Annotated in this window: 9 protein-coding genes; all 9 read left to right on the top strand. The window is 41.1% G+C overall.

The window, feature by feature from the left end; translation table 11 throughout:
- Positions 1–74 precede the first annotated feature (74 nt).
- The 9 genes from ACZ5ZC_RS06250 to pglZ all read left to right on the top strand — a co-directional run bounded on the left by ACZ5ZC_RS06250 (position 75) and on the right by pglZ (position 17,658).
- Entirely contained in the window at positions 75–980 is a 906-nt protein-coding gene (locus ACZ5ZC_RS06250) for a helix-turn-helix transcriptional regulator (protein ID WP_065091085.1), read from the top strand.
- A complete protein-coding gene (locus ACZ5ZC_RS06245) occupies positions 973–1,569 on the top strand; it encodes a DUF1819 family protein (RefSeq protein WP_136997939.1) in 597 nt (198 codons plus the stop codon). Before ACZ5ZC_RS06250 ends, ACZ5ZC_RS06245 begins: the two co-directional genes overlap by 8 nt.
- Positions 1,569–2,156 carry a DUF1788 domain-containing protein gene (locus ACZ5ZC_RS06240; protein WP_213895853.1) on the top strand — a complete coding sequence of 196 codons (588 nt, stop codon included), beginning with the start codon at positions 1,569–1,571 and terminating at the stop codon, positions 2,154–2,156. Before ACZ5ZC_RS06245 ends, ACZ5ZC_RS06240 begins: the two co-directional genes overlap by 1 nt.
- A 63-nt stretch (positions 2,157–2,219) precedes the next feature.
- Positions 2,220–5,897 carry a BREX system P-loop protein BrxC gene (gene brxC / locus ACZ5ZC_RS06235; RefSeq protein ID WP_464931505.1) on the top strand — a complete coding sequence of 1,226 codons (3,678 nt, stop codon included), beginning with the start codon at positions 2,220–2,222 and terminating at the stop codon, positions 5,895–5,897.
- Positions 5,898–5,967: 70 nt separating this feature from the next.
- The gene (pglX, locus tag ACZ5ZC_RS06230; RefSeq protein ID WP_464931504.1) at positions 5,968–9,597 is read left to right on the top strand and encodes a BREX-1 system adenine-specific DNA-methyltransferase PglX; all 3,630 of its coding nucleotides are present in this window, start codon (positions 5,968–5,970) and stop codon (positions 9,595–9,597) included.
- A gap of 58 nt (positions 9,598–9,655) precedes the next feature.
- Positions 9,656–11,584 (top strand): DUF262 domain-containing protein, encoded by a 1,929-nt coding sequence (locus ACZ5ZC_RS06225; RefSeq protein WP_464931503.1) that lies wholly within the window; start codon positions 9,656–9,658, stop codon positions 11,582–11,584.
- 16 nt (positions 11,585–11,600) lie between these two features.
- On the top strand, positions 11,601–13,061 hold the full coding sequence (locus tag ACZ5ZC_RS06220; protein ID WP_140128971.1) for a hypothetical protein: 1,461 nt from the start codon (positions 11,601–11,603) through the stop codon (positions 13,059–13,061).
- Positions 13,048–14,832, top strand: a complete 1,785-nt coding sequence (locus ACZ5ZC_RS06215) for an acetate and sugar kinases/Hsc70/actin family protein (protein ID WP_154217599.1) — start codon at positions 13,048–13,050, stop codon at positions 14,830–14,832. Before ACZ5ZC_RS06220 ends, ACZ5ZC_RS06215 begins: the two co-directional genes overlap by 14 nt.
- Positions 14,833–14,958: 126 nt before the next feature.
- Positions 14,959–17,658, top strand: coding sequence for a BREX-1 system phosphatase PglZ type A (pglZ, locus tag ACZ5ZC_RS06210; RefSeq protein WP_464931502.1), 2,700 nt, complete (start codon positions 14,959–14,961; stop codon positions 17,656–17,658).
- The last annotated feature ends 56 nt before the right edge of the window (positions 17,659–17,714 follow it).

The following is a 17,714-nucleotide window of genomic DNA, read 5'->3' as shown; positions in this document are numbered from 1 at the left end:
CCAACACTATCTGGATTGATGTCAGACCCAAAATGGTTCATACTTCAGACATTAAATAATTCACGATAATTGCTATGGAACAACTTAGCTACGCTCAAAAACAACGTTTGTCTTATATAGATTTCCGTTTGATGTTTGTAGGCCATTTTTCGCGAGCTGAAGTCGTCGCACATTTTAAGATGGGGCTTTCCAATGCCACTCGGGACATTAACCTGTATAAAGAGCTGGCTGGAGAGAATCTTGTGTACGACAATGCCGAGAAGCGTTATTTCCAAACGTCATGTTTTAAGCCACTTTTTGACTATGATGCGCAAAAAGCGCTCAGTCAGCTTACGCACAACTTCAGTGATAGCATTGACATAATGGAAGATGTTCGTTTCCCTGTTGAAACACCGAGTCAGCTTGCTGTACCCGATATCCACATTGTTTCTAAGCTAACCCAATCAGCACTCAACAAAAAAGCGGTATCGATTGAATACATTTCTCTAGATAGTGGCCCAAGCAAAAGAACGATAATACCACATACATTAGTGAACAATGGTCTTCGATGGCATGTACGTGCCTACGATATGAAGAGCCATGAGTTTCGTGATTTTGTTGTTACTCGTATAACTAAAGCCAAACTGCTGGATCTAGCGGTATCAGAGTCTCAATCCAAGATGTCCGATAACCAATGGTTACGTATCGTTCCATTAGAGCTAGTACCCCATCCCAAAAATATTAAGCACCCCAAAGCCATTGAGTTGGATTACAACATGAATGATGGTGTTTTATACCTCGATGTTAGAGCCGCTATTGCTGGCTATTTATTACGAAGACTCAATGTCGATTGTTCTGATAGTGCCAGATTACTGTCTCCAGAACACCAACTATGGCTGCGTAACAGTCCAACACTTTATGGTATCGAAAACCTACACTTAGCCGCAGGCTATGAGGGGAATCGAACTCAACTTCATTCTTTAGGAAACATTGATGTCTGAACACAAACGCTACTTAGGCGATCTTATTGGTGGAAGTCTAATGCTCCGTGAAAGCCAAATCATTGCCGACCTGCTATTAACAGAACCAACCCTAGAGGATTGGAACAAAGCGATTGTAGAAGAGAACATCTTGCAAAAGCCTTCAGCTGCGTCAGCTAAACGCAATGCCGCGACAATCAAAAAGCGTCTGGAATCGTTAAACAACGAGTACCTTCAAAAATTAGCTTATAGCGGTACAGAAGAAGCAACACAGTTAATGTTCGCTGCAACATTAATCAACGCCCCTATCCTAGCGGATTTTATGCGAATTGTGGTAACAGACGCAAAGCGTATGTATAGAGAAGCATTGAATGTAGATGACTGGCAGCATTTTTGGCAGGAGCGCGGACGCCTATACCCAGGTTTACTTGAGATGTCAGAGTCATCTACGTATAAAATATCCCAAGTCGCGTTCAAAGTTTTAGCAGATGCAGGCTATATAGACTCCACCAAACACAAAAAACTCATGAATATCTTTGTCTCACCTGATGTACGCATTCTCCTATCAGAGATGGATAGAGATGATATCGTCAGAGCAATGGAGCCATAATGCAAACAGTACAGCAACTCCAGCAACGTTTGGAAAAAGTGCAAGACAGACTGGAAAGTGATGAATTTCTTACCAATAAAGAATTGGGCGGTGAGATAGGCTTCTACATTTTCGACTACCCTGCTGAGCACGAGATTATCGTTAGAGAGCATATCGACTTTTTGACTAAAAAGCTGGCATCACGCAGCGAAATCACAGGTAAACGCTTCGCGAGTATCAATTTATTTGAAATGGTCGTCGAGTTACTGAAGTCTCGTAAGCTCCTCGATCGAGCTTACAAGATGCAATTTGAGAAAGGTGATGATGCCTTATTCAAAGCACTAAAAGGCCCTCTTGAACAAAATCGGTTTGCTGAATTTATTGTAAAACAGGCTAATGTACTTGAATGTGACTTCATCATCTTACACGGGCTAGGCAGTGTCTGGCCTATCATTCGTGGGCATGGTCTTCTCAATGCATTGCATGCCAAAGTGGGGAACGTGCCTACCGTAATGTTTTATCCTGGTGAATACGATGGAGCAACATTAAAACCATTCGGCCGTATCGAATCAAATAACTATTACCGTGCGTTCAAACTCGTCCCATAGTCAATAAAAAGTATATGACGATGAACTTGCAAACTTACAATAAGCATGTTGGTTAGAAAAAGAATGAATATTAAACAACTTTTTACGAAAGATATCGCTCGCCCTATCAATGGCGTTGTTAAAGCAGATCAAACCGAAAATGAAACCGTCTTCGTCGAACTTGATGAATATGTCATCACGAATGAACTAAAAGAGCATATAGAGAGCTTTTTTAAATTTTATATGCCCTCTGTGTACGACCCAGAACAAGCTGCGATCACTGGCAAATCAGGGATTTGGGTTTCTGGCTTTTTCGGTAGCGGTAAATCGCACTTCATCAAGATCCTGTCATACCTTTTGAAAAATGTGTCAGCTACTGATGGAATAACGACTCGCACAGCGTTTGATTTTTTCTCTGAAAAATTGAAGGACGATGCATTCCTAGTTGGTGACATTGAAAAAGCGATCCAGAAAGACAACAAAGTTATCTTATTCAATATTGATAGCCGAGCCGACACTGATGACAAAGAAGATGCGATTCTTAAGGTCTTCCTAAAAGTATTCAATGAAGAAATGGGCTACTCAGGAGATCATGCGCATATTGCCCACTTGGAACGAGAACTGGATTCTCGTGGGCAGTTTGAAGGCTTTCAAACTGCCTTTGAGTCAATCACAGGTGAAAGCTGGCTAGAACAACGGGATTCCTATGATTTCTACCGTGATGACATGGCAGAAGCACTTGCACAGGTTACGGATCAATCATTAGATTCCACTAAGCTGTGGGTCGAGAAAATTGAAGAAAACTTCCCTCTGGATATTGCCAATTTCTGTAAGTGGGTAAAAGAATACCTTGATGGGAATCCCGATCGCCGCTTGCTCTTCTTCGTCGATGAAATCGGTCAGTTTATTGGTAAAAACACCCAGATGATGCTCAAACTACAAACTATCACCGAGAATCTCGGAACAATTTGTGGTGGTCGCGCTTGGGTGATAGTGACTTCTCAAGCCGATATCGACTCCATTGTTGGCGGTATGCAAGGCTCAAAAAGCCAGGATTTTTCCAAAATCCAAGGTCGATTTGAACGTATTTCCCTTTCTAGTTCCAACACAAATGAAGTCATCGAAAAGCGTCTACTCAGTAAAACAGAGGAAGCTAAAAGTCACCTGTCTGAACTTTATGATGCCAAAGGCGATATCATTCGTAGCCAGTTGAGTTTTGAACAAAGCAATGCGGCAGAAATGGCGAACTATCAAAGTAGCGATGATTTCATCAATACCTATCCATTCGTGCCGTACCAATACAACTTGGTACAAAAGATCTTCACAGGCATCAGCCGTGCTGGTGCTTCAGGGCAGCACATGAGTCGTGGTGAACGTTCGTTGATTGACGCCTTCCAAATCGCCTCAAAAGAGTTTGCCGATAAAAACGTGGGTCGCTTGATCCCTATTCACAGTTTTTATCACTCTATTAAGAAGTTTCTTGATGATGCTGTCGTGCGTGACATTAACCATGCCGCAGACAAATCTTCCATCGATGAATTTGCAGTTCAAGTTCTGCAAACCTTATTTATGATCCGTTACGTCGATGAAGTGAAATCTAATATTGATAACTTGGTAACCCTTTGCATCAGCGAAATTGATCAGGATAAACGCGCGTTGCGACTGGCTATTGAGGCTCGTCTCGAGGTACTGGAACGTAACAACTTAATTGCTCGACAAAACGATGAGTACATTTTCCTGACTAATGAGGAAAAAGAGATCGAAGAAGCGATTAAGAAGACCGATATCGAACCTTCAGATGAGACAACCGAACTGAGTAACATCATCTTTAACGAGATATTGCGTCGCAACAACAACTACCGTTACCCAGAGAACAAGCAAGACTTCCCAGTAGCTCGTTTTTGTAACGGTGTTCCTTTTGATCGCAATTTAGACAGTGATATTTTGCTGAAAGTCGTTTCGCCTATTGATAACAGTTACGACGAATACAACGACGCTACCTGTGCAAACTTTTCATCAGATTGCATTCTTGTCAAACTGAATGATCACCCTCGTCTATTTGATGATCTTCGCACTTATATTAAGACGGAAAAATTCATTCGCAAAAGCAGTAGCGCCTCAGGCTCGAGTCAAGAACAGATCCGCCGCGATAAAGCCAACGAGAACATGAATCGTCGTAAGCGATTAGTCGGAGATCTCGAAGAACTCATCAAAGAGTCTGATTTTTACACGCTTGGCTCTGGCTTTGATGCAAAAGGTAGCTCACTTGCCGTGATGCTAGAGGGAGCCTACCGCTACATCATTGAAAATACTTTTGGTAAGCTCAAACTGATCAAGCCATTCCCTGGAAACATCTTAAATGAAATCCAGCAAACTTTAGCCGCTGGCGATACGGCACAGATTGGCCTCGACTTAGCGGGTGAAGAAGCCAATCCACTTGCAGTCCTTGAAATCGAACAACACGTTTCTTTAAGTGATGACCACGGTTACGCGGTCACGGCGGCCGATATCATCAAAAAGTTCTCAAAACGTCCTTATGGCTGGAACACCGATGAGATCATCCTAATATTAGCACGTCTTGGTCTTGCCAATAAACTTGTGTTTCAGGCTAACCAACAGGAAGTCCCGTTAAAAGGCTTATATGAGCATCTAAGTAAGTCTCAAAAAAGAGCGAACCTGCGTATTCGCCGTATCAAGCAACAATCTGAAGCTAATCTTAAAAAGGCAGCGAAGCTGTATAAAGATCTTAGCTTTGGCACCGCTCCTAGCGCCGAAAAAGAGTTATTTAACTCAGCAGTTGAAAAGTTAAATCAATGGCTGACTAAATTGAGACGATTCAAATCTATGTCATCGACTGGCCATTACCCTGGTGGTAACGAGATCGATGATGGCGTTATGTTGTTATCAGGCTTAACGGAAATCAAAACCAGCTTCCAGTTCGTTGATGAATTCATCGCTAAAACCAACGACCTACTCGATTTTGAAGAAGACTATGAGTTACTGGAAAACTTCTACGAAACTCAGTTTACAAGTTGGCAAGGGCTAGAGCGTGCTTTAAATATCACCTTCTCTGCAAACCGTGCGTTCCTTGAAAAGAATGCAGAGGCAATGGCTGCACTTGATAAACTTACTGCTATTTATCACAACGCATCTCCGTATCGAGATATTCGCAATATTCAACCTCTAGTTGAGACGCTGACCTCAATCAATAACCAACTGATTCAAAAACAGCAAAGTTACACTATTAAAAAGCTCGAACAGCGTATTGATGAAGTTAAAGAACTGATTGAAAACGCTGGAGCAAGTGCAGAGATCAGCAATAGAGTATTATTGCCATTCCAGAATGCAATTAAACGCGTACAACGTGAAAACAGCGTTTCGCAGATTAAGCACGAGCTTATTGAAGCGGATGATTGGTTTAACGATGCGGAAATGGCAGTGAACGCCTACATTCTTCAGCAGCAAGCGCTAGCGAAAAAAACGCAAGAAGCACAATCTCCAAATTCAGAAGCGACCGACTCGCCATCATCAACGAGTCAGTCTGCTGCGAACTATGGTTCATCGACGACAGAAGCAATGCCTGTCCGCGAAAAAGCGCCCAAGGCGAAGCCTACTCAAGCAATTGATGCGATGGAAGTCTACAGAGAAGTCTCTGAGGCGACTTATATGGAAACTGTCGAAGATGTTGACATTTACCTGAAGGCGCTGCGCGATAAACTGGTCACTCTCGTTGAGAGTAACCATAAAGTACGCATTAAATAGCAGTGAAAAACAACAACCATTGAATTTCTGCCTGAGCGCAAGCTCAGGCTAAACCACCGAGTTATATAAAATGAATACCAACAAACTCAAAGCCTATGCCCCGAAAGCCCGCTTGGCTTTTATGGATGCAGTAAAAAAACGTGCTGCCGTACTCGGCATTTACGAAAATAAAATTAGTGAAGCCCTGACACAAGGAACGGATACCCTTATCGAAGGGCGTATCTTTACACGCAAGCAAGGTCAACAACGTCAACAGTTAGTGAATCGCATCGAAGCGCTTGGTGGTGGTAAAGATGGCTACAACCAATTTATTAACGAAATGGCGTTTACCTGGTTTAACCGTTTTACGGCCATTCGTTTCATGGAAGTGAATGGCTATCTTGACCATGGCTTCCGTATGCTGAGTAAAGAAGAGGATTCGGAGTTTGGCCAAGGCTTTGAAATCTTAGCTCATGCCGCTGATGTGGCAGAGGATTTAGGTTTAAACAAAGCCGACATCGTAGAAATGCTATTAGCTGGCGACAAAGAAGAAGAGCTGTATCGTGAATTATTGCTCGCTCAATGCCACCAGCTCAGCAAAATCATGCCATTCATGTTCGAGAAACTCGATGATGCCACTGAGTTACTACTGCCAGATAATCTGACTAAAACCGACTCAATTCTCAAAGAACTGGTTAATGACGTGCCTGAAGATAATTGGCGTGAAATTGAAGTCATTGGTTGGCTGTATCAGTTCTACATTTCCGAGCACAAAGATGCGGTTATTGGTAAAGTCGTTAAAAAAGAAGACATTCCAGCTGCAACACAGCTTTTTACTCCAAATTGGATTGTAAAATATTTGGTTCAAAACTCACTTGGTCGCCAGTGGCTAGCCACCTACCCTGACTCTGATCTGAAACAGAAAATGGAATACTACATCACACCAGCCGAGCAAAGTGATGAAGTAATAGAACAACTAAAAGCGATCACGCCTACCAGCATCGACCCAGAGCAAATTAAAGTCCTCGACCCAGCTTGTGGTAGTGGTCACATCTTGGTTGAAGTGTATGAAGTGCTCCGTGAGATCTACCTAGAGCGTGGTTACCGATTACGTGAAATTCCTGAGTTAATCCTTACTAAGAATATCTATGGTTTAGATATCGATGATCGTGCCGCACAAATGGCCGCTTTCGCTGTACTAATGAAGGCTCGCGAAGATGATCGCCGTATCTTTAGCCGCATTGAAGACAATCGCATTCAACTTAATATTCACTCAATCCAGTCAACAGAACACCTTGATATCAATAAGATTTGGCAAGACTTAGATCTAGATGAAAATAAACAAGCAGGCTCTATGAATGACCTGTTTGCAGAGCCGCAGTTAGAGATAGCAGAACCATCAACTGAGAACAAAAAATATCTAGAGCTACTTCGATACCTACATGCACAGTTTATTGATGCGAAAAACCTTGGTTCTTTGATTCAAGTTGATAGCAAGTATAAGTCGGTACTTGACAATTTCAGGAAGTTGCTTGAAGACAAAACACGAGATACTAACCCAACGACTCGTGTCACTAGCGAGACTCTTTTACCTATCGTTAATCAGGCTATACTCCTAGCTAATAAGTACGATGTATGTGTGGCTAATCCACCTTATATGGGTAGCAAGTATCAAACACCACTGGTTAAAACATACCTCAAAGATAACTTCAAAGGATATGAAAAAGATCTTTTCTCAGCATTCATCATACGTAACTTACAACTTACACGTGAGCATGGTGAGCTGGGCTTTATGACACCATTCGTTTGGATGTTTATCTCAAGCTATGAAGAGTTACGTTCCAAATTAATAAAAGACGACGTCATATCTTCCTTAGTACAACTTGAGTATTCAGGCTTTGATGGAGCAACGGTTCCAATCTGCACTTTTACAATCACTAAAGGGCACATCAACAACTATAAAGGCTCTTATATACGACTATCTGATTTCAAGGGCTCAGCTAATCAGGGCCCAAAAACTCTCGAAGCCATTAACAACCGAGATTGCGGGTGGTTCTTTGAAGCTAGGCCCGATGACTTTAACAAAATTCCAGGAAGCCCAATAGCATACTGGAGTTCATTCCACAAAGCCTTTAACTCTAAAAGTATCTCCCATAAGTTAACATCTGGAGGAAGGTGTAAAACACACAATGATGAACTATATGTAAGATATAATTGGGAGGTTTCAGCTAACAGTTCAACATGGATTCCGTATGAAAAAGGAGGAGAATATAGAAAATGGTATGGAAATACCATAAGTGTAGTCAATTGGAGTTCTGATGCGAAACAACATTATTTATCTCGCGGTGGCATAACTCAAGAAAAGTTCTGGAACAGGCATGCAATAACATGGTCAGCGATTACTAGCTCAAAGAATAGCTTTCGATTAAAACGTACCGATGCTCAACATAGTTCTGGTGCTCCATGTTTATTTTCAAAAAACAAAGCTAAAGATGACGAAGATGTATTTTTTACTTTACTAGGGTTATGTAACTCAAAAGTAGCAGAAAAGCTGCTGTCCATTTTATCTCCAACACTAAACGCCAATCCAGGTGATGTTGTTAAACTTCCTATGGTAAATGGATGTTCCGAAATAGCTGAGATAGTGAAAAACTGTATTAAGTTAGCAAAAGACGACTGGGACGAAAACTTAACGTCCATCGACTTCAAGTATTCTCCATTCTTAAATAATGAGCTTACGATTCTTAAATCATTCAGAAAGTACATGAAAACAGCTAAAGATAGGTCAGCGACACTATTAAGGTTAGAACAAGAGTTAAATACCTATATAAACCAAAATTTTAATTCAAGTCTAACGGGTGACATAAATCTGGACTACTCAGATATTACACTGACCTCAATGTACAATGATGCAAGCCAATTAGGTGATCTTGTCAAAGACAAATTAACATATCTAACAGACTTTATAGTCGGCTGTATGATGGGTCGCTACTCTCCAGACCGCGAAGGACTAGTCTACGCTTATGCTGGCAACCAAGGGTTCAAAGAACTTGTAGCCGAAGGCGCATACAAAACCTATCCAGCAGATGACGATGGTATCATCCCGTTGGCGGCCGAAGAGTGGTTATTTGAAGACGACGCCACCACCCGCTTCCGTGATTTCGTAAAAACGGTCTGGGGTGAGGAGCAGCTACAAGAAAACCTCGATTTTGTTGCCGAAAGCTTATGCTTAGACGCCATCAAACCAAAGAAAAACGAAAGCTCGATGGAGACGATTCGTCGTTACTTCTCTACTCAATTCTACAAAGACCATTTGAAAACGTATAAAAAGCGCCCTATTTACTGGCTATTTAGCTCAGGCAAAGAAAAGGCATTTGAATGCTTGGTGTACTTGCATCGTTACAATGAAAGTACCCTTGCCCGTATGCGTACTGAGTATGTTACCCCATTAATGGGTAAGCTGGAAACTCAGCACTCGGTCTTAACGGAAAGCCGCACAAACGCGAGTAGTACAGAGCAGCGACGTATTGATAAAGAGTTGAAATCAATCGAGAAGAAACAGTCCGAACTTCGTGCCTTCGATGAAGAGTTGAAGCACTTAGCAGAAATGAAGATTTCTATAGACCTAGATGACGGAGTAAAAGTTAACTACGGTAAGTTCGGTAACCTACTCGCAGATGTCAAAGCGATTCATGGTAAAAATCCAGAAGAAATAAAATAGTTTTACGTAGAAGAGCAGGCATAACCCCCTGCTCTTTTTTGATAAAAAGAGCAATAAAATGAAACTACAAAACCTTAATGAAATATTTAAAGGACGTCTGTTACGCATTCCCGATTACCAACGTGGGTATGCATGGCTAGAGCATCAACTTGAAGACTTCTGGGAAGACCTTTTACAACTTGACCCAGAACGTGTCCACTATACTGGAGTGATCACCCTAGAATCTGTTAACAAGCAGCAATGGTCACTTTGGGAAAATGACTTGTGGGTAATTGATGGTGTTGGATATAACCCATATTACGTTGTTGATGGGCAACAACGCCTAACAACATCAATGATCCTCATTCAGTCAATACTTGAATCTGTCCCTACTGACACTCAGTTAAACTATCAGTCAATTGAAAGTATAAAAAAGCAATATGTACTATTCGCCGCAGATGACGGTCAACGTCAAAGTTTCCTCTTTGGGTATGAAAAAGACAATCCAAGTGATGAGTACCTTAAAACAAAAATATTTGGTGAACATTCTCATAGCAACGACTTTAAAGAAACGCTTTATACCCAAAATTTGTTGAATGCAAAAAATTACTTTAAATCTAAGCTATCGGTATTAACTGTAGAAGAAATTGCTATCCTCTATAAGAAACTAACTCAAAAATTCAAATTTAACTTGTATGAAATTGATGACGAAATAGACGTATTTGTCACATTTGAAACCATGAACAACCGAGGCAAGCCACTGACTAGCCTTGAACTGTTAAAAAACCGTCTTATTTATTTATCCACGCTCTTTCATGATCATGCGGGACATGATGTGTTAAGAAGGAAGATTAATAATGCATGGAAAACCATGTATGAATACCTTGGGAAAAACCCTGAAGCCCCGCTCAATGACAATTTATTCTTAAGAAATCACTGGACAATGTACTTCAAGTACACTCGTCAAAAAGGTGATGACTACATAAAATATTTGTTAGATGAAAAGTTCACATCTCAAAATGTGACTCATCCAAAAAATGAGCACAACCGATTAACGGTCGAAGAAATCGAGGCTTATGTTACCAACTTACAACAATCTATTCGTCCTTGGTTTTATATGCATAATCCATATTTTCAAATATCTGACTATGATAATGAAGAGAATCGACTATTACTTGACCGACTTCATAGATTGAGCTTTCGTGCTTTTAAGCCACTTATTCTTGCCGCATTTGTATCAAAACAAAGTTTCGAAGATATTAATCAGTTACTGAGATCAGCGGAAAGGTATAACTTCACTCTATTCACTCTCAGCCAACGTAGATCAAACACTGGAGACACTGAATTCTTTTCTATGGCAAGAGAGCTGATGACAAAGACAACTACCATACCTTTGGTAGTTGATAAAATAAATGTTTGGGTCGAATACTATTATGATCCAGAAAAGTTCTATAACTACATTGCAGAAAAATACGAGCTTGGTAACGGAGGATTCTTCCGCTGGGATGGTTTACGTTACTTCTTGTATGAGTATGATCAATGGCTCACATATCGAGGTAAACAGTCTACGAACAAGCTGTCTTGGCATCACTTATCCTCGTCAAAGAAAGATAGTATAACTATTGAACATATATATCCTCAAACTGCCACCAACGAATACTGGCAGACTCGTTTCGGACATATTGACAAAGAGCAATCTGTTCTGCTGACAAACTCATTAGGGAACCTTGTTCCACTTAGCCGTTCCAAAAACTCGAGCCTGCAAAATGATGGATTTGATCTAAAGAAAAATAATGGTCATGGAGTGGGTTACTACAATGGATCCGCCTCCGAAAATGAGATTGCACAAAAAGACGAATGGGTACCAACCTCGATACTCGAAAGAGGCCTTGATCTGTTAGCGTTCATGGAGGAAAGATGGGCAATCTCTCTAGGAGATTTAGATTTTAAATATACACTTCTCCATTTGAAATTTTTGCAACAAGACATAGAAAAAAGCGAAGCTTAGCTATTGAGGTTAAAACTTGAATACTGAAGATATACTAACGTCAATTGAAGCCGCCGACTCAATTGTTGATGTTAACGCCATTCTCACGAAATGCATGGCAAATAAATCAATTCAAAGCATCATTAAAGATAGCAATCTCATTAGAGTCATCGAGGTCATTATCGATTTGGGCACTGAGGATGACGATCCCCTCTCTATCGACAGACTTCGTGCTGCCGCCAGTTTAGGGAGATTGGCGGCCGTGTCGAGGTCAAGGCAAAGCGAGGTATTCGCCCAACTATCAGAAGTTCTTATTGACGAACCATGTGATATTGAAAACTTGAACGATGGCGATGAAAAGCATTATGCAGCTCAAGCATTAAACCATATAAATGCAGACTGGGTTTCTGAATACGCTTTCAGACAAAGCACTCTCACAGATACATCTGAAAATGCTCGAAGAGCATTAATACAACTAGCACTGCAACGTTGTGGAAGCCTATCTTCTGCCTGGCAATCTTCTAGCGATTCGTTAATGTACTTAGCAACCGTCGAAAACGTCGATGCACGAATGAAGAGAGCAAGACGTATTAGCCGAGCTTGGTCAGAAGTGGTGAAAGACTGGTATAAGGATATTGGTTCAGAGGGAGGCTTGGCGCTAGCGAATTGGCTACGAGCAATATTAAATCATTCATCTCCTTCAGTAGAGCACGATGTCTTGATTGATATTGTCGATGATGCTTTTGCAATGTTAATCAGAATGATTGAAATCCGATTTTCACACGCTCTACTGTCTAGTAGCTATCAAGTGTTAGAAGTTGCTCGCAACAGTTTAAGTAGTAGTGCTTGGAGCGAACTGAATCGCGACTCAATCATGTTGCCAAGAATCAAAACCAATCTTAAAGAAGCAGCTCTGGTTTTAGCACGTCAAAACCGTACAGATAATGCCATTTTGAAACTACTCTCAAAAGCCTACTATTCTAAAGCACAAGTAATCCCTGCACTTAAAGATCATTTCGATGATTCCAAAGAGTTAGATCCAGACGTTAAAGAATGGTGGTTAAAAGGTGGTAAGCAAACCAGTAGTGAACGAGAAGTGACACACAATATCGGCAATTCTGAAGACCAACAAATCGGCTCTCTGCTCATACAGGTGGAAACCAGTCAAACGGTCATGGAAAAGCTCCAAAGAGCCGTTGTTCCATTCCTTGAAATATCAGATCCACCACTGGCTTCTACTGTTAAAAAAGCGTCTAGTGGTTTTATTGATATGTCGAGGATAGCAAGACAATTAGCACGGATGCGTAAGCTCACTCACACAAATATGTTGGGTCAAATTGTTGAATATAACCCAAGACAACATGAGATGCTTGGTGGCCACAAGTATGGTGTACGTAAAGTACGTGTAGTACGCGATGGTATCCAAAAAGAATTTGGTGGAAAAATCAAGACTCTCGTGAAGCCATGGGTAGAGGTAATATCAGATGACAATAAGTAAATCTACACAATCCACTATTCTACTGACAAACTTGTTAGATAGGTTTAAGCCTGTTGCAAACGGAGGCTATACCCTTTCTGGTGAACTGACTGAAAGAGAGATGGACGCTCTTAAATTTGCGTTGAATCAATTGTCTGCTGGTGAAGCGTCTCCAGAGGCTTCGATAACGGATGACACAGCAAGCAAAACTGAACATCTACCTAGCCTACCTGAATCTAACTCAGAAGAAACCTCTGACTTCAGTCATAGAGAAAACGAACAAACTGGACTAGAGGAGCAAGTTGCTCCATCAGTATTACCGTCTACAGATCAAAAAGATAATCAACATATTGATTATACTGTTTTAAACACTAGTATTTTTGATTTGCCCCTTGGACACTCAAATTCGAGAGTTTGTTTAGACTTCGGTACGGCCATGTCCAAGGCAACCTTAGTTCACGAAGATGAACACGATGACGAAATCGAAGATATTGAAGTTATAACGCTTGGTATTCCTGGTGATCAGGAAGAAATAAGTGAAAATATGCTCATCTCTTCAGTGTTTATTGATGATGAAGGGTACGTTTGGTTTGGCAAAGCTGCCGTCGAGATGTCTCGCATTCAAACTGGCATTGAGCAAAGGCAACGTATCGATAACATAAAAAGATACCTCTCTGAAGAGGGCTTAGGTGAACGAGTTCCAAAATTATTCAACCCTACAAACACTGAATTGTCTTTTGAAGACATGGTATTAGCTTACCTTGCTTATTTCACATGGACAATGAACGAAGCGATTTCTCCAATGGGGTACAATCGAAATATTTCAAGAAGATATGCGATGCCGTGTCTTGACCGATTTAAGCACACGTACGTTTCCGATAGATTGAAACTTCTTCTTGGTCAAGCGCAAGTTTTGGCTGACACCTTCGCAACTCAATTCAACGATGGTATCCATTTAGATAACTTTGTAAATGCGATAAAGCAAGTGCGTGAATTATCAAATGAATATTTATTTGTTAAAGAAAACGTGACAGAGCCACTTGGAGTAGCAGGTTCTCTAATAAGTTGGCGCGACAACGTAAACTCGTTGGTAATGGTTGTTGATGTGGGTGCTGGTACAAGTGATTTTAGCTTATACCGCGTAAAATATGACCAGAAGAAGCAGCAGAGTATCGCCCTTGAAGTGAAAGGAGCAAGCCGTGGTATCACCGAGGCTGGTAATTACCTAGATAAATTGCTCCAGGGGATGATCTTAAAACAAGCGAATATTAACTACGAGAACCCGTTATACGCAAACACGGTTGGTGCGTTGAGCTTGAGTTTGCGTGAATACAAAGAATCTCTCTTCAAAGATGGGTTTGTGAATGCAACATTATTTAATGGTGAAGTTATTGAAGTTTCACTTGACGAGTTTTTATCGTTACCTCAGGTCGCTGCATTCTCTACTTCGCTTAAAGAATGTATGCAAAACATCCTAAATGAGATAGATCCTAGCTTCGTCAAAGGTGCTCCTATGGGTGTTTTAGCTATCGCACTAACAGGAGGTGGATCTGAATTACCTATGGTTAGAGAGCTTGCCCAAGGACAAATTCAAGCTCATGGTACAACTTTAAAATTAGTCCAAACGGACCCTTTTCCTAAGTGGTTGGAGCTTGATTACCCCCATCTAGAGCAAGAATATTCTCGAATAGCGGTATCACTTGGTGGTGCTCGCAAGCGCATTCTCTTTGCTTCAGGCCCTGCGACGGTCACATGTGACCCTGTTGGGGAGTACAGTTTAGAAATGTACTGAAGGTTCACTACCATGGGGGCAGCATTTTAGAATGCAACCCCCTTGCGTATTGATACTAAAAACGGTTGTGGAATGGTATAATTCTGTCATTTTTGTATAAGCAACATAGCCCTATCGGAATCCACAATGAACATAGACCAAATATCTCAGGGCCTTTTAAACAAATTTGAACATAGCCGTTTGGTATTTTGGCAAGATACCGACAAAGAGTTCATTGATCAGCTTGATGAGCTTTCTATTGACGGCATTGAGATCATCCATTTAGATGATAAGTCCCACTTCGAAGTAAAAACACGTGTCGAGCTACTTGAACCAGCCACCCGATTTGTTCTGTACAGCAACACTGAAACCAACAAACCAGAACGCGATTGGTTATATGACATACGCCTTTACTCCGAGGATTTCTATGCTGACTCAAGCTCAATGATCCTTAATGAGATTGGCATGAGAATGGAGTTTCGTCAGGTTATTTCCCATTACCGCGCCTTTTTTACAGCTAAGGTTCGCCGTGAACGCCTCAAGAAGTTGCTGCCTCACAGTGCAAATAAGGAAGAGCTGGAACTAGCACTACTAGCAGCGACACTTAAAGTTGAGTCTCCAACCTTTCCTGATATCTTGAATCATCTGTTATTAAAGCTTGCAGATAGCATCGATGTTAATACTATTTTCAGTGATCTAGAAAAGTACAACTTGGTTGATACTTTCTGGCGCTTTGCTTTCGATGTGATGGGATATCAAGTTGAAAAATTTGATGACACAGAGCAAATTCAACCTCATCTAAACGATTTGGTGACCAAACTTCTATTCACAGAGTGCTACCAGTCTTTACTTAATAGTGGAATCAACGGCAATCACGAGGTCTTTGCAAGGTTCAAGCAGCACCTGCTACCAATCAATTTAGATGAATCAGGTAAACGCGATTATACCGAGCGAAGAACATTTAACTCATCTAAACGAGCGACAGCGATCAGTTTTATTAAGGGTATGCGAGAAAATCGAAATTTATCAGATGCATATAACACCCTTGCAAAACAAGTAGAGCAAGAATTCGAGATAAAGCACATCTTGTCGATGGTTAAGTCCCCTACGCACCTTCATCGTGTCGATACTTTTGAATATGCAGAGCAACATTTTATTATCTTACTCGCTCAACAATTGAGTGACCTTGATCAAGTTGAGGTCGATTCGTTGATCTCTCATCGCTTAACGACACATTGGACTCATCATCAGCCAAATTACGCAGCTATCTTAAAAGCAATTCGAGCTGCCAAACAGTTTTATGCGTTAAAGCAGCAGTATATTGACGGCTTTAATTTTTCGTCTGCCAAAGAAATGTACCGAGCGTATGAAACTGACTTGTACAAGTTCGATTCTGCATACCGACGTTTCTGTGAGCATGCTTTAAAAGTCGCTCATAATGGCTCTGATATATTGAAAAAAACAGGGTTGGTTTCTGATATCGAAACACTCTATGTGGACTGGTACTTACACGACCTAGCGATCGCTTGGGGTAAACTCGTCGATGAAGAGTCTTTGTTAGAGAACTGGAAGATTTCAGGCGTACCAAACCAAAATGAGTTTTATAGACGACAAGTCGAAGGCATTTTTAATACAACACAAGTCAAAAAAGTATTTGTCATTATCTCTGATGCACTTCGTTATGAGGTTGCCCATGCGATAAGTGACCAAATTAATAATGAAAAGCGCTTTCATTCCGAAATTAAATCTCAACTTGGTGTAGTACCTTCCTATACTCAGCTTGGTATGGCTTCTTTGCTACCACACAATGAAATCTCTACACACATCAACTCAACGGTCGAATACAAAGTCGATGGTATCAGTGCTCGTGGTACAGACAATCGAAATAAGATTTTGGCTAAGCGCAATGGGATCGCGTTTAAAGCCTCAGAAGTGCTGAACTGGACTAATGAGGAAGGCAGAGAAAAAGTTCACGATGCTAGAGTGATCTATATCTACCACAATGAAATTGATAAGGTTGGAGATAAAGGTGAATCAGAGCATCAAACGTTTGAAGCCTGTGCGACAGCTATCAGTGAAATCAAGCAGTTAATTGAACGTATCATCAATCGCTTAAATGGTAGTCGTGTGTTGATTACCGCTGATCATGGTTTTATTTTTAAATCCAGCGATGTTGTCGATTCAGATAGAACGGCTTTAACCGTCAAACCAAAAGGCGCTGTCGAAGCTAAAAAGCGTTACATCATTGGTGAAAGCCTTCCAAACGATAGCTTCTATTGGCACGGTAAGATGACCAACACAGCGAGTTTAACAGTAAACTCGGAATGCAGTGACGGTGAATTTATTGTTCCTCGTGGATCAAATAGATTTAACTTCGTTGGAGGGGCAAAATTTATTCACGGTGGCATTATGCCACAAGAAATTTGTGTTCCAGTCATCCAAGTCAAAGAACTGACTACAAATAAATTGCAGTCACGATACGCCAAAGAGCGAGTACCTGTTGTTCCGCTTTCAAACCCTATCCGTCTTGTCTCTATGGCAGATAAAATCGAGCTTTTCCAAGCAGCAGCTGTTGGCGAAAAGTACACAGCTCGTGAGCTAGAGATTTGGATTGCTGACCCTAATGGCCAACCCGTATCCCACAAACAGAAAGTGATGTTTGATGCGGCCTCTGAAAAGCAAGATGATAGAAAGCGAAATGTCGTGATCATGCTCAACGGTACGGGATTTGATCGCACCGTATCTTATAAGTTAATGATGAAAGACATCAGCGATCCGACTAAGACACAAGAGCTACAACCTCACTCTGTCACGATCGATATCGCGATAGAAGATGACTTCTTTTAAGGCGTTAGGAACCCTGTATGACAGAAAATTATAATCAACAAGAGCCTATTGACGTC

This window comes from Vibrio sp. JCM 18905, assembly GCF_055393305.1.
This window is presented reverse-complemented; position numbering and strand designations above follow the sequence as displayed.